This window comes from Ruminiclostridium cellobioparum subsp. termitidis CT1112, assembly GCF_000350485.1.
GTDB classification, from domain to species: domain Bacteria; phylum Bacillota; class Clostridia; order Acetivibrionales; family DSM-1351; genus Ruminiclostridium; species Ruminiclostridium termitidis.
Map to the genome: position 1 here is coordinate 17,943 of NZ_AORV01000042.1, position 23,918 is coordinate 41,860.

The 23,918-nt window shown below is 40.1% G+C and carries 20 protein-coding genes; 4 read left to right on the forward strand and 16 right to left on the reverse strand.

Annotation, left to right across the window (positions count from 1 at the left end; genetic code table 11):
* Nucleotide 1 precedes the first annotated feature (1 nt).
* The 3 genes from CTER_RS15370 to CTER_RS15380 form a co-directional block, all read right to left on the reverse strand.
* Entirely contained in the window at nt 2-886 is an 885-nt protein-coding gene (locus CTER_RS15370) for a carbohydrate ABC transporter permease (protein ID WP_004626980.1), read from the reverse strand.
* Between the two features lie 13 nt (nt 887-899).
* Complete coding sequence (locus CTER_RS15375) at nt 900-1,796, reverse strand: ABC transporter permease (RefSeq protein ID WP_004626880.1); 897 nt, start codon at nt 1,794-1,796, stop codon at nt 900-902.
* Between the two features lie 103 nt (nt 1,797-1,899).
* The gene (locus CTER_RS15380; protein ID WP_004626944.1) at nt 1,900-3,690 is read right to left on the reverse strand and encodes a type 2 periplasmic-binding domain-containing protein; all 1,791 of its coding nucleotides are present in this window, start codon (nt 3,688-3,690) and stop codon (nt 1,900-1,902) included.
* Between the two features lie 231 nt (nt 3,691-3,921).
* Here CTER_RS15380 and CTER_RS15385 point away from each other — a divergent pair, with 231 nt between their 5' ends.
* Both CTER_RS15385 and CTER_RS15390 read left to right on the forward strand, forming a co-directional pair.
* Nucleotides 3,922-5,703, forward strand: coding sequence for a sensor histidine kinase (locus CTER_RS15385; protein ID WP_004626995.1), 1,782 nt, complete (start codon nt 3,922-3,924; stop codon nt 5,701-5,703).
* On the forward strand, nt 5,696-7,300 hold the full coding sequence (locus CTER_RS15390; RefSeq protein WP_004626961.1) for a response regulator transcription factor: 1,605 nt from the start codon (nt 5,696-5,698) through the stop codon (nt 7,298-7,300). The genes CTER_RS15385 and CTER_RS15390 overlap by 8 nt, the downstream gene beginning before the upstream one ends.
* A 114-nt stretch (nt 7,301-7,414) precedes the next feature.
* Here CTER_RS15390 and nrdR read toward each other — a convergent pair whose 3' ends face one another.
* The 13 genes from nrdR to murA all read right to left on the reverse strand — a co-directional run bounded on the left by nrdR (nt 7,415) and on the right by murA (nt 21,159).
* Nucleotides 7,415-7,873 (reverse strand): transcriptional regulator NrdR, encoded by a 459-nt coding sequence (gene nrdR / locus CTER_RS15395; RefSeq protein ID WP_004626895.1) that lies wholly within the window; start codon nt 7,871-7,873, stop codon nt 7,415-7,417.
* 101 nt (nt 7,874-7,974) lie between these two features.
* Complete coding sequence (gene sigG, locus CTER_RS15400; RefSeq protein ID WP_004626884.1) at nt 7,975-8,748, reverse strand: RNA polymerase sporulation sigma factor SigG; 774 nt, start codon at nt 8,746-8,748, stop codon at nt 7,975-7,977.
* Between the two features lie 158 nt (nt 8,749-8,906).
* Nucleotides 8,907-9,638, reverse strand: coding sequence for an RNA polymerase sporulation sigma factor SigE (sigE, locus tag CTER_RS15405; RefSeq protein WP_004626955.1), 732 nt, complete (start codon nt 9,636-9,638; stop codon nt 8,907-8,909).
* Between the two features lie 90 nt (nt 9,639-9,728).
* Nucleotides 9,729-10,628, reverse strand: coding sequence for a sigma-E processing peptidase SpoIIGA (spoIIGA, locus tag CTER_RS15410; RefSeq protein ID WP_004627014.1), 900 nt, complete (start codon nt 10,626-10,628; stop codon nt 9,729-9,731).
* A gap of 346 nt (nt 10,629-10,974) precedes the next feature.
* Complete coding sequence (locus tag CTER_RS15415; RefSeq protein WP_004627015.1) at nt 10,975-12,954, reverse strand: ABC transporter permease; 1,980 nt, start codon at nt 12,952-12,954, stop codon at nt 10,975-10,977.
* Nucleotides 12,947-13,714 (reverse strand): ABC transporter ATP-binding protein, encoded by a 768-nt coding sequence (locus CTER_RS15420; RefSeq protein WP_004626870.1) that lies wholly within the window; start codon nt 13,712-13,714, stop codon nt 12,947-12,949. The genes CTER_RS15415 and CTER_RS15420 overlap by 8 nt, the downstream gene beginning before the upstream one ends.
* A gap of 198 nt (nt 13,715-13,912) precedes the next feature.
* Nucleotides 13,913-14,926 carry a sensor histidine kinase gene (locus CTER_RS15425; RefSeq protein WP_004626996.1) on the reverse strand — a complete coding sequence of 338 codons (1,014 nt, stop codon included), beginning with the start codon at nt 14,924-14,926 and terminating at the stop codon, nt 13,913-13,915.
* A 192-nt stretch (nt 14,927-15,118) separates the two neighbouring features.
* Nucleotides 15,119-15,793: a response regulator transcription factor gene (locus CTER_RS15430; RefSeq protein ID WP_004626941.1), complete on the reverse strand. Its 675-nt coding sequence runs from the start codon at nt 15,791-15,793 to the stop codon at nt 15,119-15,121.
* A 528-nt stretch (nt 15,794-16,321) separates the two neighbouring features.
* A complete protein-coding gene (ftsZ, locus tag CTER_RS15435; RefSeq protein WP_004627003.1) occupies nt 16,322-17,455 on the reverse strand; it encodes a cell division protein FtsZ in 1,134 nt (377 codons plus the stop codon).
* Between the two features lie 148 nt (nt 17,456-17,603).
* A complete protein-coding gene (gene ftsA, locus CTER_RS15440) occupies nt 17,604-18,839 on the reverse strand; it encodes a cell division protein FtsA (protein WP_004626977.1) in 1,236 nt (411 codons plus the stop codon).
* A gap of 46 nt (nt 18,840-18,885) precedes the next feature.
* Nucleotides 18,886-19,248 carry a small basic family protein gene (locus CTER_RS15445; protein WP_004626973.1) on the reverse strand — a complete coding sequence of 121 codons (363 nt, stop codon included), beginning with the start codon at nt 19,246-19,248 and terminating at the stop codon, nt 18,886-18,888.
* Nucleotides 19,249-19,344: 96 nt separating this feature from the next.
* Entirely contained in the window at nt 19,345-20,184 is an 840-nt protein-coding gene (locus CTER_RS15450; protein WP_004626874.1) for a cell division protein FtsQ/DivIB, read from the reverse strand.
* A 3-nt stretch (nt 20,185-20,187) separates the two neighbouring features.
* Nucleotides 20,188-21,159 (reverse strand): UDP-N-acetylglucosamine 1-carboxyvinyltransferase, encoded by a 972-nt coding sequence (gene murA / locus CTER_RS15455; RefSeq protein ID WP_341349538.1) that lies wholly within the window; start codon nt 21,157-21,159, stop codon nt 20,188-20,190.
* Between the two features lie 190 nt (nt 21,160-21,349).
* On the opposite strand from murA, the gene CTER_RS15460 reads away from it, so the two are divergent.
* A complete protein-coding gene (locus CTER_RS15460) occupies nt 21,350-22,762 on the forward strand; it encodes a MurT ligase domain-containing protein (protein ID WP_004626946.1) in 1,413 nt (470 codons plus the stop codon).
* Between the two features lie 116 nt (nt 22,763-22,878).
* Entirely contained in the window at nt 22,879-23,631 is a 753-nt protein-coding gene (locus CTER_RS15465; RefSeq protein WP_004626924.1) for a type 1 glutamine amidotransferase, read from the forward strand.
* The last annotated feature ends 287 nt before the right edge of the window (nt 23,632-23,918 follow it).

The window sequence follows — 23,918 nt, forward strand, 5'->3', positions numbered from 1 at the left end:
CCTATTCTTTTACCGAACCGATGGTCACACCCGAGATAAAATACTTTTGCATAAAGGGATATACAAATAAAATCGGTATTGTTGCAAAAACAATCATTGCTCCGCGGAAGGAACGGTCCGATAATTGTTTCAGCCTGTTCACATCAGCGGCACTGAAATTGCTGAAATCTATTGTGGTAAGCATATTGTGAAGCAGCGTTTGCAGCGGCCATTTATTTCTGTCATTTATATATATCGTAGCTCCGAACCAATCATTCCAATGTCCGACCAGCTGGAAAAGAGAAAGTGTTGCAATGGATGCCATTGAGAGCGGAATTACAATTTTTAAAAGAATAACAAATTCATTTGCCCCATCAATGGAAGCCGATTCAAAAATACTCTTATTTATCCCTCTGAAAAAATTCATCATCATCACTACATTAAATATCGGCACACAGCCCGGAAGAATCAATGACCAGATACTATCCAGCATATGAAGGTTTTTTACCAATATAAACAGAGGTATCAAGCCTCCGCTTACCATCATCGGAATTATGAAGAAAAAGCTTAAAAATTTTCTTCCCTTAAGCTCACGGTTTTCTTTTGAAAGCGGATATGCCGCCAAAATTGTTACAAGCATATTGACCGAACAACCTACAATAGTCCTAAAAACCGATACACCCAGCGCTTTTATAAAAGCCGAATTGCTGAACATTGTTTCATACGCCGCAAAATTGAATCCTTTGGGCCAGAACCGTACCGAGTTTGAAGTGGCGGACACCGTATCACTTAGCGAAAGAGCGATAACATGGATCATTGGCAATATGCAGGTCAAAGTAATAATGGCAAGGAGAAAATAATTGAAAAAATTAAAAATCCTCTCTCCCTTTGTATAGGTTATATTCATTGTTATCTGCCCCCTAAAAAATTCTGTAATCGGTATATTTTGTTGCCAAAAAATTAGCTAACAGTGTCAGTGTCAATGCAATAATTGATTTGAACAGACCAATAGCGGTTGATAGTGAATATTGTGCCTGCAGAAGTCCCTGACGATATATGAAAGTGTCCAGTATGTCACCCGTTTGATAAACCGCAGGGTTATAGAGCACAAGTATCTGCTCGAAGCCGGCATTCAATATATTTCCTATACTCAGAACAGCCAGCATAACTATAATTGAACTTATTCCCGGTAAAGTGACATTCCATATCCTTCTGAACAGACTTGCCCCGTCCATGATTGCCGCCTCATAAATCTCGGGATTTATATTGGTCATTGCAGCCAGATAAATTATTGCTCCCCATCCGAACTCTTTCCATGTTTCAAGAATAATTACTGTGGGCTGGAACCATTGGTTGCTGCCTAAAAAGAATATGGGCTTAATTCCGAAAAGACCTATAAACTGGTTTATAATTCCCCTGGTCAAAAGCATATCTGTAAATATTCCGCCGATAATAACCCAGGACAGGAAATGGGGAAAGTATGTTATTGTCTGTACAGTCTTTTTGTAGACTTTATTTTTGATTTCATTTAAAAGCAGTGCAAATATTATGGAAAAGATCTGTCCGAAAACAATTTTGCCAACAGCAATAACAAATGTATTTCGTAATATAAATTTAAAATCAGGCATATTAACAGCTGTTTCAAACCACTTTAAACCGACCCATTCACTTCCCCAGAAACCTCTTGCGGGACTGTAATTTTTAAAAGCTATCACAACGCCATACAAAGGAACATAGTTGAAAAGGATTACAAAAAAAACCGGTATTACAAGCATGGCATACAATGGCCATTTTTGCTTGATGTATGTTGTGTGCATTGTCGCTCCGTCTCCTGCTGTCTTATTTGTACATGGGCGGCCGGATTGGCCCTCCCATGTACAAATAAACAACAAATTTATAGTTAAAAAACAATTGGTTCAATTAAAGCCCCTTGGCCCATTCATTTACTTCTTTGGTTATCTGATCTCCGCCGTTCTTTTTCCAGTTCTGAACGAATTCATCAAAAGCAGTGATGGGCAGTGACCCCATTATTATACGGGTATAGGTTTCCAGCTCCAATTTATCGAGATATTGCTTCTTTTCTGTCATGGTCGGAGTTGCAGCTCCTGAAAAGGCGTCTGCCGAAAATTCGTCGGTTTTTTCAAATTCGCTCCAGTAGTTGTATGTACTTGCAAAGGTTGTAAGCATTTTAGGGTTGGTATTGGTCCACTCGGCGTACATATTCTTTCCTTCACCGATCAGAACCGAAGTATCATTCTTGTTTACAGCGTCGGCCATGGATGCCAGTGCGCCGTTTGCTATACTGACCGGTCCTCCGGTAAATCCAAACAAGACTGTATAATGTGTATAGAAACTGTTCATAAATCCACAGCCTTCAAGGTCTGCCGGATAATCATATTTCCAGAGCTGTCTCGGCTGAGCCGCACCGGGATAATCCCTGGCAACCTGGTCAACATTTAACGGTTTTCTCTCTTCGGTTACAGGGTACTTAAATTCATATCCGTATTCGGTTTTCATCTTTTCACGGAGATCCGTGTAATTTCTATAGAAGGAATCCCAGTTTTCATTTAAAAGATACATTACAGCCTCAGGATTCCTGCAGGCCTTGGTTATTGCTCTCGATCCATCAAACCAGGGGTTTGCCATTACTCCTGTCTTACCGTCTTCCCCGGTTAAATTTGGCATACAGGTCACATTGGAACCCGATACCTTGCTCCACATTCCGTTAAAGGGCGCTGCTATACTTGCCCAATGCCCATAATAGGTCAGTATATTTCCCTGGACAACATCTTCCTGAAGCTTGGAATTGTCTTTTACGGCAAATTCCGGATCAATATAGCCCTTTTTATACCATTCGGCCAATTTTACAAGAGCCTCGCGGGCTTCAGGCTGTATGCTTCCATAAACTATCTCTCCGTTGCCGGTTTTGACCCAGTGCTTTGGATAAGCCTTATATGCCGCCATAGGTATTGCCTGTGCGCTCAAGGTGTTATCCATACCGAGGCCATAGCCCTTTGGATACTGCTGATGGTATTTTTCAAGAACATTTTCATATTCGGCAAGGGTTTTAGGTACAGCTATGCCCATCTGGTTTAAAATATCATCCCGGATGAAGTTTGTGTTATAATAATCCATCAATTCCTTCATAACGGGAAAACCGTATATTTGTCCGGCTTTTGTAAAAGGCAGGAACAAAGAACCTTTTGTTCTTTCTTTCGCTTCCTCAATAGCCCACTTTATCAATGGAGAGGCATAATCTTCAATCAGATTATTTAAAGGCAGGATCTGATCCTCCGCAACATATTTCGCCAGCTGTTCTTTAGTTGGACTGATAACATCCGGGAGATCTCCGCTTGCAAAAGCCAGATCAAGTTTTTGCTGGTCGGTTGCTCCGTCGGGTGCAACCCATTTAAGTTTCCATATAATACCCAGGTGTTCCTTCTGCCATTGAGTCCAGGCATTATTTTCAGCTGTCCCGCCATCCTGATACATGGTATCGGCACCGACAACCGCATGTGTTGTAAGAGTTATAGGTTCATCATATTTTTTAAAATAACTCTTTTCCCCGGATGTTCCCGAGGCCTGCGCACTTGTACCGGAACTTGAGCTTTGGGTTTCAGAAGCCGTTGTTCCCGAATCAGAGCCACAAGCAGAAAACAACAAAGAACCTGCAATTAACACGCCTGCCACCGAAATCAATTTTCTTTTCATGCCTAATATTCCTCCTCCAAATATAAAATATTGTCTGCTACTTTATCAATGTTAACAACAGAAAGATTTTGAGTACATGATTTAATCATATTTTATTTGCACTAATCAGACATCATATACAAAATAGACAAAAATAAGCCGATTTTACTTTAAAAATTTTATGTAAAGTGTTAATATTGTCATGCGAAATATTACTTACTTAAATATATTGCTCATACTCAGGAGGATTTTATGAAGGGCCTTCAAAAGTTATTGCACTCTTCCATTATAAGAATTCTGGCGGGGGGTTTTCTGCTTGTAATAGTTCCTACCATAGCTCTGTGCCTTATATACAGCTATTCCAGCATGGATATGCTGCGTGACGAGTATGACATTTCCTATGCAAACAATACAAAGTTAATTTCAGATCAGTTTTCCGACAAATTAAGAGATCTTGAAATGACAGCTGCTCCGCTTTTAGTGGATGAAGATCTGGTCAAAATGTCGGTCATGGATAAAAACAGCCTGGATTTGTGGAGTTATACCATTTTTAAATCGAGGCTGTCCCTCTATTTCGCATCCCGGTTTATTGCCTCAAATGTATCGGTCATTCTTCCCATTCAGCAGCGTGTTATTTCCACAAAATACGGTGTTGACTCCTTCAGCAAATATAATACCCTTGGAGATTTGCAGGAATTGAACAGAGATCAGCCCATATGGGCTGTCAGGCCTTCACTGAGAAACCCCAATGAAATGTGCTACTCTATTATCAAAGGCTATGCCTACCCCAGGCAGAGCCGCCCGCTTATTTCCATAGAAATAAGCGAGTCGGAAATCGTGGGGCAGCTTAAGGCTTTATTTGGAGACAATGACAAAATCATGGCTTCTTTTCTTATAGACATAAATGGCAAAGTCTTTAAGCTGGACAAGGATAATATATTAAATCAAAATATTCTTCAGAATATTTTGGAGCAGAACAACAACAATACAAAATCCGAACCCTTTACATATAAGGACAAAGACGGCCTTTACCGTATAGTTTTCAGCAAACTGGATACTTACCAATGTATAATCGGAATCATATATAATGAAAAAGAGATCCTCAGTCCCGTTACCCGTATGATGTCGTTCCTGGTAGCCATCCTGATTTTTGCCGCCATTGCGGTTGCCTTTTATATTATTGTTTCATACAGAAAAATATATTCCCCGGCCAATGTACTGGTGGATGCCATGAAAAGGGTGGCTGAGGGAGATTTTCAGTCTCATACCCATATCATCAATAATTCGGAATTTGGCATGATGTCGGTACAGTTTAATAACATGGTGGATCAACTGGATAAATCCTTAAAAGAAAAATATCTGGCACAGGAGAATTTAAACAAAGCACATTTAAAGTTTTTAAAATCTCAAATAAAGCCCCATTTCCTGTACAACTGTCTTTATAGCATTTATAATATGATAAAAAGCGAGGACCTGGATAATGCCGCAGATATGACCATGTATCTCGGACACTTCTACCAGAAGATTACTCATTTTGACGATAAGGACACAACAATCCTGCGGGAAATGGAAAATATTAAACTTTATCTCAAAATACATCAACTGCGCTCCCCCGAAAAGTTTGATTACAACTGTCTGATTGATGCCGGGCTTGAAGAGATGATCATTCCCTCCCTTTCACTGCAGACCATAGTTGAAAACGCCATTTCACACGCATTTGTTAATCATAACAGGAAAAATTTCATAGATATAAAAGCTATATGTGTAAACGAAAATGTACAGCTGATTGTTGAAGACAATGGAATAGGCTTAAGCCAGGAACAACTCGGGAATATTTTAAACCAGCTAAACCTGGATTTCTCAGATTCAGATAAGACACACGGCATCCAAAATGTTTTCTCCCGCTTCAGGCTGATGTACGGCGGGGAAGTGGAATTAAACATCAGCACTGATGTGGGTCGCGGAACAAAATTTACCTTCAGTATTCCAAAAACAATAATAAAACAGGAACAGGAGCTGCTGAAAAATGTATAATTTATTGCTGGTAGATGATGAAAAGAGCATACTTGACGGTCTGTATTACAATATCGATTGGAACGAACTTGAAATCAGAGATGTTTTCCGTGCTGCCGATGTCCCCTCTGCATTGGAAATACTGGGAAGCCATCATATAGACATAGTGATTACCGACATCCGCATGCCAGGAACCGACGGTCTGACATTATGTGACAGGATACTTAAGCTGAATTCGTATACAAAAATAATTATTTTGTCCGGCTATAAGGATTTTGACTATGCCCAGCGGGCAATCAATATCAAAGTTTTTCGCTATGTTCTTAAACCCCTGGAATATGAAGCTCTTAAATTAATAGTTGGAGAAGCATTAACTGAGATTAAGCAGGATTTGCAACAAAGCTTCATAGTTGAAGAAGCCAAGAAAAAAATAGACCAGATAAGACCTTTTATACAGGAGAGATATCTCAATCTATGGCTTGAAAAAGGTATGGAAGCTCCCTGGAAAATCTCCGGTGCTCTGGCCGAAACCGGTTTAGACATATATCCGGGGGATTACGGCTTTTTTGTTACCATAAAAGTAGATGAATGGATCTCCCAGCCTGTTAATTCAAGTATCGTGAATATTGCATTAAAAGATTTATCCTTTCAGCTTTTATGTGAAAATTGCAGAACCATAACCTATCACAGCATGACTGACAGCTACAATCTCCTTTTTTTAAGCCAGGACCGCGGATGGCTAAACTTATTATTCAAACAAATTGTAGACCGGCTTGAGTTTTTCCAGCTTTCCATCACCGAATCACTGGGCTGCACAGTCTCCATATTCTGGGATTTCCCTGTTGAGCTGGCTAAAATAGGAGAAGCCTATCAGGGCATATCAGAGCGTATAAGGAGGCGGATCGGCTTGCTGTCGGGCGGAATACTCGGGCCGGAAGCAGACGATAAAAAGCAGTCCAGCGAACTAAAAACGCTGCTTAAGCGCCCCTCCTTGTTAACCCTGCTAAGTACTTTTCAAAGGGAAAAATTAACCGGGAGGATAGCAGAAATATTCAAGGAGCTCAGACAGCCCGAATATCAGACCCAGGATAATATTTTGCAGACATATCACGCTGTAACAGGTACTCTCATATCGGATTCCCTGCAAAGAAATGTCCGCATCAACCAGTGGGGAAAAAATTATAAGGAGTTTTTTGAAGATTCAAATACCCTCATATCACTTGAGGTTTTTGAGGAATTATGTTATGGGGCCATCAATCAATACATGGATTATATTGCAAATATGCAGCTGACTCAGAACAGAAAAGTTGTTGAAAAAATAAAATATATGATAAAGGAGCAGATTTCCTCTGATATATCTGTAAGCAGCCTTTCAAGAGCCTTTAACTACAATTCCAACTATCTCTCCCGTATCTTCAAACTGGAGACTGGAACCGCACTGCAGGACTATATCATACAGGTGCGTATTGAAAAGGCAAAGGCTTTATTGGCCCAGGGTGAACGTGTAAGTGATGTCTCTGCCAAAGTGGGATATGAAAATTTCCCTCATTTTAGCAGGATTTTTAAGAAAATAGTCGGAGTAAGTCCAAAACAGTATCAGGTAAATTTTACGGGCTAATCCCGTTTTTTGATCCTATAAATATAAAAGCTACTTCTGTTTATTTAATAAGAAGCAGCTCACAACCCGTGGTCTGTAACACCTAAAAGTCACATATTGCCGGCGGTTAAATTCCTATTTTTCGTCTCTCAGCAGATTTTTCAGCTCATCCATGAATGTATTGATATCTTTAAACTGGCGATATACCGATGCAAATCTTACATATGCCACTTCGTCCATGTTTTTAAGCTTTGCCATTACCATCTCACCGATATCCTCGGTAGTTACTTCCCTGATGAGGGAGTTATGGAGCTGGGTTTCTATATTTTCAACCATTTTCTCCAGATCATTAATTGATATGGGCCTTTTTTCACACGCCCTTAAAAGTCCGTTCATTAACTTCTCCCTGTCAAAGGGCTGCCTGGATTTGTCCTTTTTTATTACCATCAAAGGAAGGCTTTCAACTTTTTCATAGGTAGTAAATCTTTTGGAACACTTTATGCACTCTCTTCTTCTTCGAATAGCCGAGCCTTCATCGGTAGGTCTGGAATCAATAACCTTATCTTCAATAAAACCGCAAAATGGACACTTCATTTTCTTCTCCTCCATAATTCAATATCCATTTTACCTTATTTGAAAAAATTTGTATACCTTTTTTGAATACTGCTAAAAAGTCCGGCTGCCTGCCCCACCTCTCAGATATACTTCTTCATGTGCATCAGTGCCGTCTTCTCCAGCCTGGATACCTGTGCCTGTGAAATTCCTATCTCATCGGCAACCTCCATTTGAGTGCGGCCTTCAAAAAATCTTAGATTCAGAATAAGTTTTTCCCTGTCATTGAGCTTTCTCATAGCCTCCTTCAGGGTTATTGTCTCCAGCCAGTTCTCATCAATATTCTTGTCGTCACTGACCTGATCCATTACGAATATTGCATCTCCGCCGTCATGATATACCGATTCGAATAATGAAATGGGATCCTGTATGGCATCCAGAGCAAATACAATATCCTCCTTGGGAAGCTGAAGTTCGGCTGCAAGCTCTGCGATGGTGGGCTCCTTGGAATTTTTCGTAGTCAGTCTTTCCTTGGCCTGCAAAGCCTTATAAGCAATATCTCTCAAGGATCTGCTGACCCTTATGGAATTGTTGTCTCTTAAATATCTCCGGATTTCACCAATTATCATGGGAACGGCATAGGTTGAGAATTTAACATTTTGAGAAACATCAAAATTATCGATAGCTTTAATTAATCCGATGCAGCCAACCTGAAACAGATCGTCCACATATTCGCCTCTGTTATTGAACCTCTGAATCACACTTAAGACCAACCTGAGATTGCCTTTGATGAATTCATCCCTTGCAGAATTATCACCCTTATGCATTCTTTCAAACAGCACTTTTTTCTGTTCATTTGTCAAAACAGGAAGTTTTGAAGTATTAACACCACAGATTTCAACTTTATTAATAAGCATATAAAAACCTCCCGAGCTATAATAACAAAGTCAATTATTAAGATTGACTTTGTCAATATCATTATTGCCATGGAGGTACTTTTTATACTGTTCACACAAGTAAAATATTTTCGTCAAAGGCCTTGACAAAGCCTATTTTAAGGCCTTTTGCAGTCCTGTCAGGTCATGCGGCTGATTTCCTTTTTCAACCGGCTTATTATTCTTTTTTCAAGACGGGATATGTAGGATTGGGAGATTCCAAGCATATCGGCTACCTCTTTCTGAGTTTTTTCCACACCATTTGTAAGGCCGAATCTCAATTCCATAATCCTTTTTTCCCGGATGGATAATTTTTTCATGGCAGTATTAAGAAGCTCCTTGTCAACTTCGTCCTCAATGCTTCTATGAATCATATCATTTTCAGTTCCCAGAATATCCGATAGCAGCAATTCATTTCCGTCCCAATCGATATTCAGAGGTTCATCAATTGAGATCTCAGCTTTCACCCTGTTATTTCTCCTGAGATACATTAGTATTTCATTCTCAATGCACCGTGATGCATAAGTTGCCAGCTTTATATTTTTTGAAGGATTAAAGGTATTTATAGCCTTAATCAGTCCGATTGTGCCAATGGAAATAAGGTCTTCAACGCCAACACCGGTGTTCTCAAACTTTCTTGCTATATAGACAACCAGCCTTAAATTTCTTTCGATCAGAATGCTTTTTACGCCGTAATCACTCTGTTCAAGCTTATGCAGAAGATAGGTCTCCTCATCAACGGTAAGCGGTGGCGGCAGGGCCTCACTGCCCCCTATGTAATGAACAGGAAATATCCCTCCTAATTTCAGCTTTCTTAAAAGCTTCTCATAGCTTATAAGAAAGCACATTTTCAGTCTGGTAAAAAATTTCATTTGGCTGTCCCCTTTCAAATGTGGATAAATTGGTAAAGCGTAATTAAAATGCAGGTAAATATCCTGTGTGCATTTGTATGTTACATATGGCTAAGCGACTAATTCCGGTCCCAGTAATGCCTTGTACTTATCATTTCCGGATAAGGATCTGTTGTATATTCCCACAATTACATTTTTTATGTCACGTTTTTCTTCTTCCTCTCCAACTTCAATAAAATCCGGTTTAAAACCTATAAGCATGCCATTTTCTTTTCCCAAAGAACTAAAGGGGATCAGCCTGAACCTGGAAAACCACCTGGAGGTTGATATTGTTGCAGTTACACAATTGAGATCATCCTCCTTGGAGTTCTCAAAAATACTTCTTATTTCCGACGGCAGAAGTTCTTCCAATGCTTTAAATTCAACTACCATAACCGGAATATTTGTAAGCGGGTCCCTCAGTGAATTACCTGTATCCACCAGAGCCGGCAAACCGATTATTCTATTATCAAAAGCTATCTTCACAGGGATAAGCAGCTTATCCTTGTTGATCCTGCTTTGAATAACCTCCATGAAAATCTTGACGATTATGCCTACCGTCACAATTCCAAAGAACATCAAACTGCCCTTGGACTGTCCGAAAACATATATTATGCCATTTCTTACAAACCCGCCCTGCTGGTTGAAATACAAAAAGGCCAGGGCTGCCCCTGCAAATATGAAGGTAGATATGTAGAAGATCACCAATGTCTTTAAGAACGGCAAAACCTTCCGCGGCGAAAAGGTTATTGCTATTATGAAAACAGACAGCAGTATTTTGGCAAATGCCGTATAATATACCTTCATTCCCGGCTGCAATATTATGAATATCACATAAAGTGCTCCGACTATTGCTCCTGCAAATAATCTGAGAGTACTGACCCTTACCCGGGAGAACCTGGCTGTAACATAAAGTATCAAATAATTTATAACTAAATTTTCAAGTAACAGAATATCCAAATATATTTCCACTTTGTTTCCCTCACCCAATAGTAAAATAACGCATAAACACTATTAGTCCATACTTTACTATTATTCAAGCGCCTTTGTTTTTATGCCGAGTTATTACATCAACCTTCTTTTTTATCCATTCCTAATTATACATAGTTAATTTACAAAAGTTTGTCAAAAACAAATGTAGAAAAAGAAATATTGTGTGACAAGAAAACTCACCGGGCTCATTTCTTTATCAAAATAATATATAAATTCCTATACTGAAGAAACTAAAATAAGCAGCATATGCTCCTGCCAACCTGCCAGGGAGCATATGCTGCTTATTTCAGATCTTCCTATCCAGTACAATATTCTATATATTCTACTAGTTCATTTGCCTGACTATGCTGTAGTATACTTTGGATGTAAATATATAACTCAGTCCGTACAACACTGCAAAAATACAGGATACAACAACACCCGTCACAATTATTAATGTCCGGTTGTACAGGAACAGTACACCCAGCAGTTCTGTGATCATTCCAAACCCGGCCAGTGTATGAAGGACTGCAAATACCAGCGGCAGGAAGAATACCAGGAGAATCTGGCGTTTGATGGTGCCTTTTACCTCCGCATCACTCATGCCTACCTTCTGCATGATATTGAATTTATCCCTGTCATCAAAACCTTCGGTTATCTGCTTGTAGTACATTATCAAGAGCAGGCACATACTGAATATGATACCGAAGAATATTCCAAGAAACAGCAATCCTCCGTTCATTGAAACTGTTTCGCCACGGCCCGCTATTCCATTCTTTAATAAAACGACTTCTTTTTTATCCTTGAACCAGCCGCTTAAGAGATTTGCAAATTCTTTTTTATTCTTATCCTCTCCATTTACCTGAAAGGCTATGGAATCAGTAAAATCCTTTTCCGGGTTGCCTGCCTCCGCCATAATCTTTTTTGCTGTATTTTGATCCTTCACAATGAAATAATAATCCTGGCCAAACCGCGCGACCGAAGATTTTCGATCAAAGTTCGTTTGGGTCAATTCCTTTTTTACCGTGTAGGTATCACTGCCAAAAAGTACACTGCTGAAACCGAAATCAGCCCCTGTGGAATATACCAGAACCTCATTTTCCCCAAGTTCTACGTTCTGACGCTCCATCTGATTATACTCCTGAAGCGTAATCAGCTTTATGGTTTCAACATTGGATTGAAACCCGTTCCCTGATTTTTTAACAAATTTGTTATCAGTTTTAAGTGCATTGGTATCCATATAGGCATAGGAAATTTTATCATAGACATTTACATGTGCTTCCCCGGACAGCTGGGACAGCATGGAATCCAATCGGTTTCTGTCTATGGAAGCGCCTGTCCTATAATCAATCCGAAAATCAAAGGGGTATTGAAAATCAAGTACACCGGATGTTCCAAACCACAGAGCGGCCGTACATAACAATGTAATTATGGTCATGGTACTGAATATGCATATATTGGCCAGGCTGGCAGCACTTTTCTTCATTCGGTACAGCATTCCCGATATGGTGGTGTAATTTGCCTTGCGGTAATAAAAGTTCCTGTTTTCCTTGAGTATGCGGAGCAGCGCAAGTATCCCGGCCTTGAAGAAAAAGTGTGTTCCCAGTACTACCAGAGCAACTGCCAGAAGAAAATCAGTGAAAATACCTGAATCAACTTTTGAGACTATGGCGATATAATATCCCGCCGCAAGTAATACTATTCCCAGCAGAGCAGATATCCAGAGGCGTTTCGGGGGTTTTTCCCCTGATTTTGCCCCCTTCATCAAATCATTGGGATTCGATTTGAATACCTGCACCAGATTCACTATCAAATTGAGCAGACTGATCCCTACAAAGTAATAAAATGATATTTTAAGAGCAACGAAACTAAAAGTAAATCCAGTGTCTACCGGCAATCGTGTAAGATTCAGCAGCACAAGGAACAGCAGTTTTGAAAAAACTACTCCAAGAATGATTCCGCCTGTAAATATAACAAGAAAAATATACATGGTCTCAAAGAACATCATAATGGCTATATGCTTTTTCTCAAGCCCGAGAATACTGTATAATCCCAGCTCCAGCTTCCTTCTCTTTATAAGAAAACTGTTTGAGTACAATAAAAACGGTACCAATATAACGCCCAGGAGAAAAAGGCCAATCCCCATAAGAACCACTAAATAAGCACTATGAGGAAGCTTTTTCATCAACTCATTATTCATTATGGATGAAAAAACGAAGAATACAAAAACTGAGAATATTCCTGCAAGCATATATGGAAAGTACGTTATTCCATTTTTCTTAATACCCACAAAAGCCAGCTTTGGCAGAAGAAACATCTTATTCATACTGTGTTCCTCCTGTTTGCAGCACTGTCATGGTATCGGCTATTTTCTTAAACATTTCCTCCTTGGTGGCGTTTGCACGGTATATCTGATTGAAGACACAGCCGTCCTTGATGAACAGAACTCTGCCGGCATGGCTTGCAGCCTGTATACTGTGGGTTACCATCAATATTGTCTGACCCTCTGCATTTATTTCCGAAAAAAGTCTTAGCAATCTGGCAGAAGCCTTGGAGTCAAGAGCACCGGTAGGTTCATCTGCCAGAACAATCTTGGGATTTGTTATCAGGGCCCTGGCTGCCGCTGCCCTCTGCTTCTCACCGCCCGATACCTCATATGGATATTTTTGCAGCAGCTGGTCAATTCCCAGCTTTTTGGCCAACGGTTCCAGTCTCCTGTGCATTTCATCATAGGAATGGCCCGATAAAACAAGGGGCAAAAAAATGTTATCCTGCAAGGAAAACGTATCCAATAGATTAAAATCCTGAAAAACAAAGCCCAGATTATCCCTTCGGAAAGCCGAAAGCTCACCTTGCTTTATTTTTGACAAATCCCTGCCGTCCAGCATGACCTGTCCGCTGGTGGCCTTATCAATAGAAGCCAGAATATTCAGAAGCGTTGTCTTGCCGGAGCCCGACTCTCCCATTATTGCCACATATTCACCTTTCTCAACCGAGAAGGTGACACTGTCCAAAGCCTGTACCTTATTTCCTCCAAAGCGTGAAGTGTATATCTTCTTTACATTTTTAATTTCTAAAAGTGCCATGTTAACCTCCATAAATCGTATTGTTGCTTTGAGCCGAACAGCGGCCATAATATTTCCGGAACTGGCCGTGTGCTTTTTCATTTGTCAATAAAAATACCTTATGGATATATTATGGAATATTTAGAAATTGGCTGCCATAGACCTGACTTACATTTCCACGGTTAACCTTACATTTCTGTAAGGTATGTTTTTGTTCTCTTAAAAAGTCCTGACCGAGACATCTATGCAGGCTTTTGTACCCCTGCCCACCTCTGAAAAAACCTCTATTCTATGGGACAATTTGTCCAGGACCTGTTTGCATAAATAAAGACCAATTCCGGTAGATCTCTTGTCAAACCGTCCGTTATATCCTGTAAAGCCTTTTTCAAAAATCCTCGGCAAATCTTCAGACTTGATTCCAATGCCGGTATCCTGAATAACAAGCCATTCTTTATTATTGTTTTTTTCCAGACTTATTGTTATACCTCCGACTGGAGTATACTTGACAGCATTGGTAATAAGCTGTTCTATAACAAATAAAAGCCACTTTTCGTCGGTTATGACCTTACAGTCAAAGTCCATGATATCAATGGAAAGCCTACTGTTGATAAACAATACGGCATTTCTTTTAACAGCCTGGTTGACAATATCCTTTAGCCGGTATTCCCTCAAAATCATATCGGAAGACATGCTTTCCAGCCTGAGATAATGCATTACCATTTCTATATATTGTTCGATTTTAAACAATTCTTCCTGCAAGGCATAAGAACTTATCTCCTTCTCATCATTCTGGAGCATGAGCCTCATTGCCGCCAGAGGTGTTTTTATCTGATGGGCCCACAGCGAGTAATAATCCTTCATTTCCGACTCTTTGAGATTTGTATTGAACTGTAATTGCTGCATATCCTCATACAAGCCCCTGATAATCTCCTGATATTGTGTTTCCTTCCGGTCGGTTGCCTGAGGCAGCAGTTCAATCACATTTTCAAGATTTGAACACATTTCTTCAGTTTTTACTATCCTGTCAGCATACTCCGTAAAATCCCATACACTGATGCACAGACTTATAAAAATGGAGATATAGACACCGTAAAGTAGCTTGTCCAGATTTTCCAACTGATACAGTGCACATATGGCACCAAAAATGAGCTGGTACAGAAGAAACATCAAGATTACTTTTCGCCTGTCCCTGACATATTGCAGTAACATTCCTAAAGAGTGCCTGTCCCTCATATTAACCTCCATGAGCCACATTCGTGGCCACAAAATGTTATGCAAGTATTTATCCTTTATCGCAATGTGGCGAATAAAGGAGGTTAATTGGCCATGTGCGCTTTCAAAGTATTGGTAAATACTTTGAATATTTCGCACGGCCATAAATTCACAGGTTAGTTTGGAAGGCGAACGCAAGTGAAGTCTTTCAAGCTAACCACCTATAATATATCCCAGACCTTTTTTAGTCTGTATAAAATTTTCAATGGAAGCGTCCTCCAATTTTTTGCGCAATCTGGTCATGTTTACCGTAAGTGTGTTGTCATCCACAAAGCAATCATTATCCCACAGGCGCTTCATAATTTGCTCCCGACTCACTATCCTTCCAATATTTTCATAGAGCAGCTGTATGATCCTCTGCTCATTCTTGGTAAGCTCCAGCTTTTGATCACGGTATATCAGAGTCCCGTCCATAGAATTGAACAAAACGCCATTATGCTCCTGGTAAGCCGTCTGTTCATTGTAAGCATAAGTTCTTCTTAATATTGCCTGGACCTTGGCTGTAAGCACCTCAAAATCAAAGGGCTTTGAAATAAAGTCATCTCCCCCCATATTTACAGCCATTACGATATTCATATTATCACCGGCGGAGGAAATAAAAATCACAGGGATCTTGGATAGCTTTCTGATCTCGGTACACCAGTAAAAACCGTTATAAAATGGGAGGGATATATCCATCAATACCAACTGGGGATCAAACTTTATAAATTCTCCCACAACATTGTTGAAATCACCGACACGATGCACGTCATAGCCCCACCTTTGCAGATGCTTTTTGATCTCTGCCGAAATTACACCGTCATCTTCAACAAGAAAAATTTTATACATGGTACACTTCCTTTGAAAATTTATTCAAACTCTATAATCAGCATAAACTTGCAACTGCAAAGCTGTGTAACAATTTTACAAGTTAACTTAACGTGTTGTGCTAGTTATTTTAATTTTTGCTTTACCTTTTTAATTTTTTTATATCAAATGGTAACTTCCGTACTAACTTCATGAAATAAGGATGCCCCCAAAACAATTACGAAAATTGTATCGCCTCATTTAAAGCGGTTTTGCCGTCGCTCAAACTCGACCTCCTGTCTTGATTTGAAGCTCAAAGCAACGTCCTGTTGCTTTGCCGGCAAAACCACTTTACCTTCGTCGACAATTTACCGCAATTGTTTTTAACTGTGCATCTTATTTCATGAAGTTGTACTCACGTACCAGTTGATTCTGATTAAATCTATCTGTAAAGCAAAACAAAATTTTAATTAGCACAACGGGTCAACTTATTAAAAAGGAAGTGCACATTCCACTTTAACAGTAGTCTGCGGCACTTCCCAGATATTTTACCATATTCTTAATATTCCATTATTTAAATCTGTTCCTTCTCAGGAAGGTTGGTATGTCCAGCTCGTTATCAGAAGAAACTGCATTGGCATTATTCTTTTCAGCAGTTGCTGCTGCGTAGCTGCTGCTGTCATGAGCCGGAACAGCCGTCGATACCTGCTTTGGCTTTTCAGCAGGTTTGTCAAATTTCTTTAGAACCGGACTGTTCTCAAAACCTGTGGCTATAACCGTTATCATCAATTCATCCTTAAGGTTGTCGTCAATAACAGCTCCAAATATGATATTTGCTTCGGGATCTGCCGACTTCTGAACAAGCTCTGCTGCCGTGTTAACTTCAAACAAACCCAGATCGGGACCACCGGTAATATTCACCAGTACTCTTCTTGCCCCTTCGATTGAAGTTTCCAGCAGAGGACTCTGAATTGCCTGTCTTGCCGCTTCTTCTGCCCTGCTTTCACCATTGGCTCTTCCTATACCCATATGGGCAAGGCCGGAACTCAGCATTATAGTCTTAACATCTGCAAAGTCAAGATTTACCAAGCCAGGTACGGCTATCAAATCGGATATACCCTGAACACCCTGTCGAAGCACATCATCAGCCATTCTAAAAGCTTCCACCATAGTAGTGCGCTTTTCCACAACCTGAAGCAATCTGTCATTTGGAATGGTGACAAGTGAATCCACTGAATTTTTAAGGTTCTCTATTCCTCTTTCAGCATGCTGCATACGCGTTCTGCTTTCAAACATAAAGGGTTTTGTAACAACCGCTACTGTCAGAATTCCCATTTCCCTGGCCAGCTGTGCTACCACGGGAGCAGCACCCGTACCGGTTCCGCCGCCCATACCTGCGGTTACAAATACCATGTCTGCACCTTTTATTGCCTGGGCGATTTCATCTCTGCTTTCATTTGCCGCCTTTTCTCCGATATCGGGATTAGCACCTGCTCCAAGACCCTTTGTAAGCTTGTCTCCAATTTGAATCTTGGTGTTTGCCTTGGATAAAAACAAAGCCTGTTTATCTGTATTTATAGCTATAAAATCCACACCTCTAAGTCCTGCATCAATCATCCTGTTAACGGCATTGTTTCCTCCTCCGCCGCATCCTACTACCTTTATCTGGGCAAAATGATCCATATCAATCTCGAAATCTAGCAAAGTAAATCCCCCTTTAGCATTGGTAAATTAGACTTGAATTGCCTACCTGTGTATATTGATTAAATGGTTAATAATCCAAAAAAGTTATAAAAAGCACATAATAATAATATAGTAAAAATGTAATTTAGGCAAGTTTTGTTTATATTGCCTAATAAAAAAAATCTTTCAAAGCACTGATAACCTTCTTGAGAAAGGTTCGTTCCCTGACCTTTTTATTGGCTTTGGGAATACTCTTTATACTGATGGTGCTTGCTTCCTTGTCCTGCCGGGCTATATACTTCACCATCCCTGCTGCAGTACAGTAATCAAGTGTGGGTATGTTTTTCACTTTTGGAGCGGCAACCCTGACAGGGATGTCAAAAATGTCATATGCTATCTGCATGGCACCATCCAGGGTGGATATCCCGTTTCCCGAAAGTACAACTCCCGCACCATAGCTGCCGGGGCAATTTGTATAGACAAGGTCTTTGCAGAGGCTGAATATTTCATATACTCTTGCCTCTATAACTTCTATCGCATCGGAAACCTTTATATTTTTCTTGAAACTCTCGCTCAGATCATTAACAGATATTTCCTGGTCATTTTTGATAAGTGTGGTCAATGCCAGTTGGAATTGTCTTTTGATTTTTTCAGATTCGGCATAAGTCATTTTCAGCGCTATCGATAAATCATTTGTGATATGATCCCCGCCTACAGGAAGGCATCTGTTCATCACAAGCTTTTCATCCTTATACACACTGATCTCGGTGGTCCCCCCGCCAATATCAATGAGTATGACGCCCATATCTTTTTCATCAGGGAGCAGAATGCATTCTCCCGCGGCAAAACCTTCGGCAATGAGTCCGTCCACCTTGATTCCCGCTTTTTCCATACTTCTGACAATGTTCTGTATGGAAATAATTTTCCCAACCACGACGTCAAAATCCCCTTCAAGCTTGGTTCCCTTCATTCCCACAGGATCGTTTATCCCATCATAACCGTCGACAATAAACTGTCTGGGAACCACATCGATTATCTCACTGTCATCAGGTATTGAAATGGTTCCGGCCGCATAAAGCAGCTTTTCCACATCATGCCTGGAGATTTCCCTGGAATCGCTGGCTATATTCGTATATGTCTTATGATTGATGATATCAACATGCAGACCGGAGATGTTGACGTAGGCTGAACCAACCTTCAATTCTGCCTGGGCTTCCGCTTTTTTTACAGAACTTTGTATTGAATTGGAGGTAGCTTCAATGTCAACAATTATTCCTTTTTTTATACCCGAACAGCTTTCAATACCTTTGCCTAAAATTTCAACTTCACCTGTATTATTGGTTTTTCCAATTACGGTGCTTACTTTTGAAGTTCCTATATCCACTCCTACAATAACATCAGACACGAAACTGCCCCCCTAATTTATGCATCAAAAATGCCTCGAAATGCGCTTAAAGATCCTCTTTTACTATATTATCTTTTTTGAGAAATTTATTCAATAGATATCTTCTAATTAAAGCAAAGTTTAAAAAGAGCCTGTTTCCAAATGCAAATATTGCGGCAAGATATATCTGAATTCCCAGTTTGTCTCCAATATATGCCAGACCTGCGGCCAGCAAAGCATTTCCAAAAAATCCGGATAAAAATATTCTCATTTCGAATTTTTTGTTTATGGTGGCAACTATTCCCCCGAATACCGAGTCCATGGCGGCCAGAATTGCAACAGCCACATATGTAAAGTATTGGGACGGAATGGTAATTGGAATGAACAGTCCAATAAGTATTCCTAAAATTAATCCTAATATTGGTATCATAGCATTTTACTCCTTTTCTCTCTTGTTGTCTGTTAAATATTTTTAGATTGGCATTAGCTTTACTTGATTATATGTATAATTCCGCCTGTAAAACCATTACTCTCCCGGTACAAAGTACGGGTTGCTCCCCTTTGTAAAATCCAGAGTACCTTTTTGCGTTTCATTGATATTATTAACAAATAAATGTCTAAAAACACTTATCTGATAATCCGTATACTCCAAATCTCCAAATTTGGCGGTAACTCTTTTGTCAAACTGGACAGACATATATGGTACATCGGACAAATCAACCGAAGTAATTTTTTTATATAATTTTAATTTTTCATCCTTATCACTTTTTGCAATAAGATCGCAAAAGCTTATCAGATCTATTAAGGGATTCTCTCCTTTAAATTTTATAGCCTGTCCCAATTTATAGCTATCCACCGAAATACCTATTATTTTAAAATAATCCTTCAATTTCGGAGATTTGCTGTCAAGGAGCTCCAGCACATAACCATCCTTGTCAATAAGGAGATTTGTCCCTCCATTATCAAGAACTGCAAACGGCGTTCTTTCCTGCACCTTTATTTTAATTGATTTTGGTAAGGCCGGCCTTATGCTCACAGACTTAACATACGGCATAGAATTCAATACTTCCTGTTCCAGTTCGCTAAAGCTTAAAGTCAGCAGATTCTTTGGTTTTTCTCCCAGCATGTTGAATACATTTTTCCCGGGAACAAGGCCGGTACTTAGAATCAATTCATTTGCTGAATATTTTTTATTGCCTGCTGTTTCTATTTTATCGACGATAAAAAACGATGATCTGGCAAATATGATTATCCCCGCAGCAATCAGAACAAATAGGAAAAACCGCCGGATTCTTCTCATTCTTCTGCGCACTTTTTTACTTACTTTCTTTTTCTTTACATTTGAAGCTGGTGGTGTTTTTTTCATTTGTTAATTCCTTAATATATCTGCTCCTAATGAAGCCAGTTTTTCTTCCACTTTGTAATAGCCCCTGTCAATATGATCCAGACCGGATACAAAAGTTTCTCCGTTTGCAGCAAGGCCTGCCAGTATCAATGCGGCTCCGCCCCGCAGATCCCTTGCCGCCACCTGGGCCCCGTTCAGCCTGCCGACTCCCTTTATAACAGCCATACGGCCATCTATTCTTATATTTGCTCCCATCTTTAAAAGCTCATCCACATGCTTATATCTACTCTCAAATATGGTTTCTATTATTATGCTCGTGCCTTTGCACAAGGTGAGCAAAGCCATTATCTGAGCCTGCATATCTGTAGGAAAACCGGGATATGGTAAAGTCCTGATAACTTCAACCGATTCCAGCTTTGACCCTGAAACAATTTGAATATCGTTTCTTTTAATATTGATCTGACAGCCAATATCCCGTAAAACCGACGCTATTGAAATAATGTGTTCGGGGATAATATCCTTGATAACAACATTTCCGCCTGTAATTGCCGAAGCAACCATATATGTACCAGTAATGATCCTGTCAGGAATTACGTTGTATTCTACATTATTAAATTTCTTCTCGAAGCCCCTGATCCGTATGACACTTGAACCTGCTCCGGTTACCCTGGCGCCTATCTTTTGCAGGAAGTTCTGCAGATCAACTATTTCGGGTTCTTTGGCAGCATTTCTGATAATTGTATCCCCCCGTGCATAAACAGCTGCTATCATGGCATTTTCAGTAGCGCCTACACTGGGATAATCCAGATATATGTCACAGCCAATGAGTCCGTCAGTTTCACAGGTGATATATCCGCCATTGGCGTCATTGATTTTGGCTCCCAGACTTCTTAAAGCTTTTAAATGGAGATCTATTGGCCTGGGGCCTATTTCACAACCACCCGGATGTGTTAATCTACGGGCATTTACCAGGATAATTATATCATAAAAATGTATTGCCCATCAAATAAGATGTTAATAAATCTGTTAATAATAAGTATATAGGTAATTTAGTTTATTTTATTTAGTAATATTGTATTAATGTTTTGTATATTGCGGTATGGTGTTATAATGTTTTATATTAATATACTATGAGGCATCTGCCAATAAATTGTATTATTATGGTATTAAACGATTAGGAGCATTTATGAAATTGAGACAGGTAATATCTATTTTTATATCAAAATTTGCCATAAAAGTACTCCGGCTTATAAAAAAGGGCGGAACTACTCTCCCCGGCAAACTGGCCTTTAAAATTTACCCCGGCATACTCAGATCAATTGCCGGGAACTTTGAAATAATCATGGTAACAGGTACAAACGGCAAAACCACAACCACCAGAATTATAGAAGAGATTTTGAAAAACAACAATATAGACTACATAACCAATAAATCCGGAGCAAATCTTTTAAGCGGAATAACAACCATATTTATTCAGGCTGTGACTCTCACAGGAAAGCCCAGGCACAGGGTGGCACTTATTGAAAGCGATGAAGCCGCCTTTAATCAGGTCACCAAACATCTCCAGCCCAAAGCTGTTGTCGTGACCAACTTTTTCAGGGATCAGCTTGACAGGTACGGTGAGCTTTACTCAACCCTGAACGCCGTCAAATCAGGCCTTGAGAGGGTAGGTGACAATACATCCCTTATTCTTAATGCCGATGATTCCATGTGTGCATCTTTGGGCAGAGAAACAAATAAACCTGTATTTTACTATGGTATTGCTCCGGAGGCCGGAGCCGGTGATACCGGAAATTCAGGCGACATTAATACCGATGCCATGTTCTGTATAAACTGTAAAAACAAATACGAATATACAAATCATATCTATGGTCACCTGGGGGGATTCTACTGTACCGGCTGCGGTTACAAAAGACCTGCTGCCAGCCTTGAATGTACCGGCATCCAGGAAACAGGCAGCAGCCATACCACAATAAACTGGAAATCCGCTCCTCCCCTTTCCGAAACTTTGCAGGAATATACCACCCGGATCAATCTTCCCGGCCTGTATAACGTTTACAATGCAATGGCAGCAGCCACATGCGGCCTTGCTTTAAACTACAGTGCCAATACGGTGATCAGTGCCATGCAGTCTTTTGAATGCGGGTTTGGAAGAATGGAATCCATAACGGTTGGAGATAAAACAATAAAACTTATCCTTGTAAAAAATCCCACAGGGTTCAACCAGGTATTGAGCTTTCTTGCTCTTGACGAGCAGCAGTTGAATGCGGCATTTCTCATAAATGACAAGCTGGCCGACGGCACTGATATTTCCTGGCTTTGGGACGTGGATTTCGAGCAGCTTAACAAAAACCCCGATAAAATAGGCAATCTGTTTGCCTCCGGACTCCGCGGCGAGGATATGGCCGTCAGACTGAAATACAGCGGTCTGGACACCAGAAAAATAAGGATTATAAAGGACTACCAGCTGCTGCTGGAACGCGGTCTGGAGCAAACTCCGCCCGGAGGCTGCTTCCACATATTGCCCACCTATACTGCAATGCTAGATATTCGTGGTATCCTAAAGAAAAAGTACAATTTAAAGGAGTTCTGGAAATAACGTGAAAAACGCGAAACATAAAGAAGTGTGAACATTGTTCATTTCGCGTTGCAAAAACCCTCAGCGGGGTTTTCATTACTAATGAGACGCTGCACAAGCAGCTGATTGGAGATTTTATGTATGATTTGAACATTTGTCATTTATATCCTGATCTGCTCAATACCTATGGGGACAGAGGCAATATCCTGGCCCTGCAGAGACGAGCCCAGTGGCATGGAATAAACACACAGGTAACCAATATTACCATCGGTGACTCTTTTGATTCATCAGAGTACGATATTATTTTCCTGGGCGGCGGACAGGACTACGAACAGGAAATCATCCAGGCTGATGTGTTAAATCAGAAAGGCAGTGAAATAAAGTCAGCCATAGACAATATGAAGGTCTTCCTGTGCATTTGCGGAGGATATCAGTTAATGGGCAAGTACTACAAGACCTGGGACGGCAAGGATATAGAGTTTCTTGGAGCACTGGACCTGTGGACGGTGGGCGGAAAGGAACGCATGATAGGAAACATCGTGTTTGAAAGCGATTTTATATCGGAAGACGGAAAGCCTTTAAAAATAGTAGGTTTTGAGAACCACTCGGGGAGAACTTATCTTGGAGAGGGTATCAGACCCCTAGGTAAAGTTCTTTCTGGCAGTGGCAATAACGGAACCGACGGTTATGAAGGCGCAGTGTACAATAATGTTTACTGCTCCTATTCACATGGCAGCCTTCTTCCAAAAAATCCGCAGCTGACGGACCATTTGCTCACTCTGGCACTAAAACAGAAATACACTGATTTTGATACTTTGGGACAATTGGACGACACCTTTGAGACCGCTGCCAGATCCTCGGTTATTGAAAGAATACTTAAAAATATATAGATTATTTTTTGGGAAATAGTAATAAATTCAAAAAAGTAGTTGACATTAAAAAAAGTAACATGTTAAGATATCTATTAATATAATAATCGTAAGCTTAAATGTGATGAATGGGAAAACTGATTCTTTAAGAAATAAATCAGTTGGCAGAGCATATGATTCCTCAAAGCGAGCAGTAGGCGGTGAAAGTACTGCAGGATAATATATTTGTGAGTTCTCCCATGAACAGTATGATTGAACTTTATTCGTAGGTCATACCGGGTCCTTCCCGTTATAGTAGGAGTGTATCG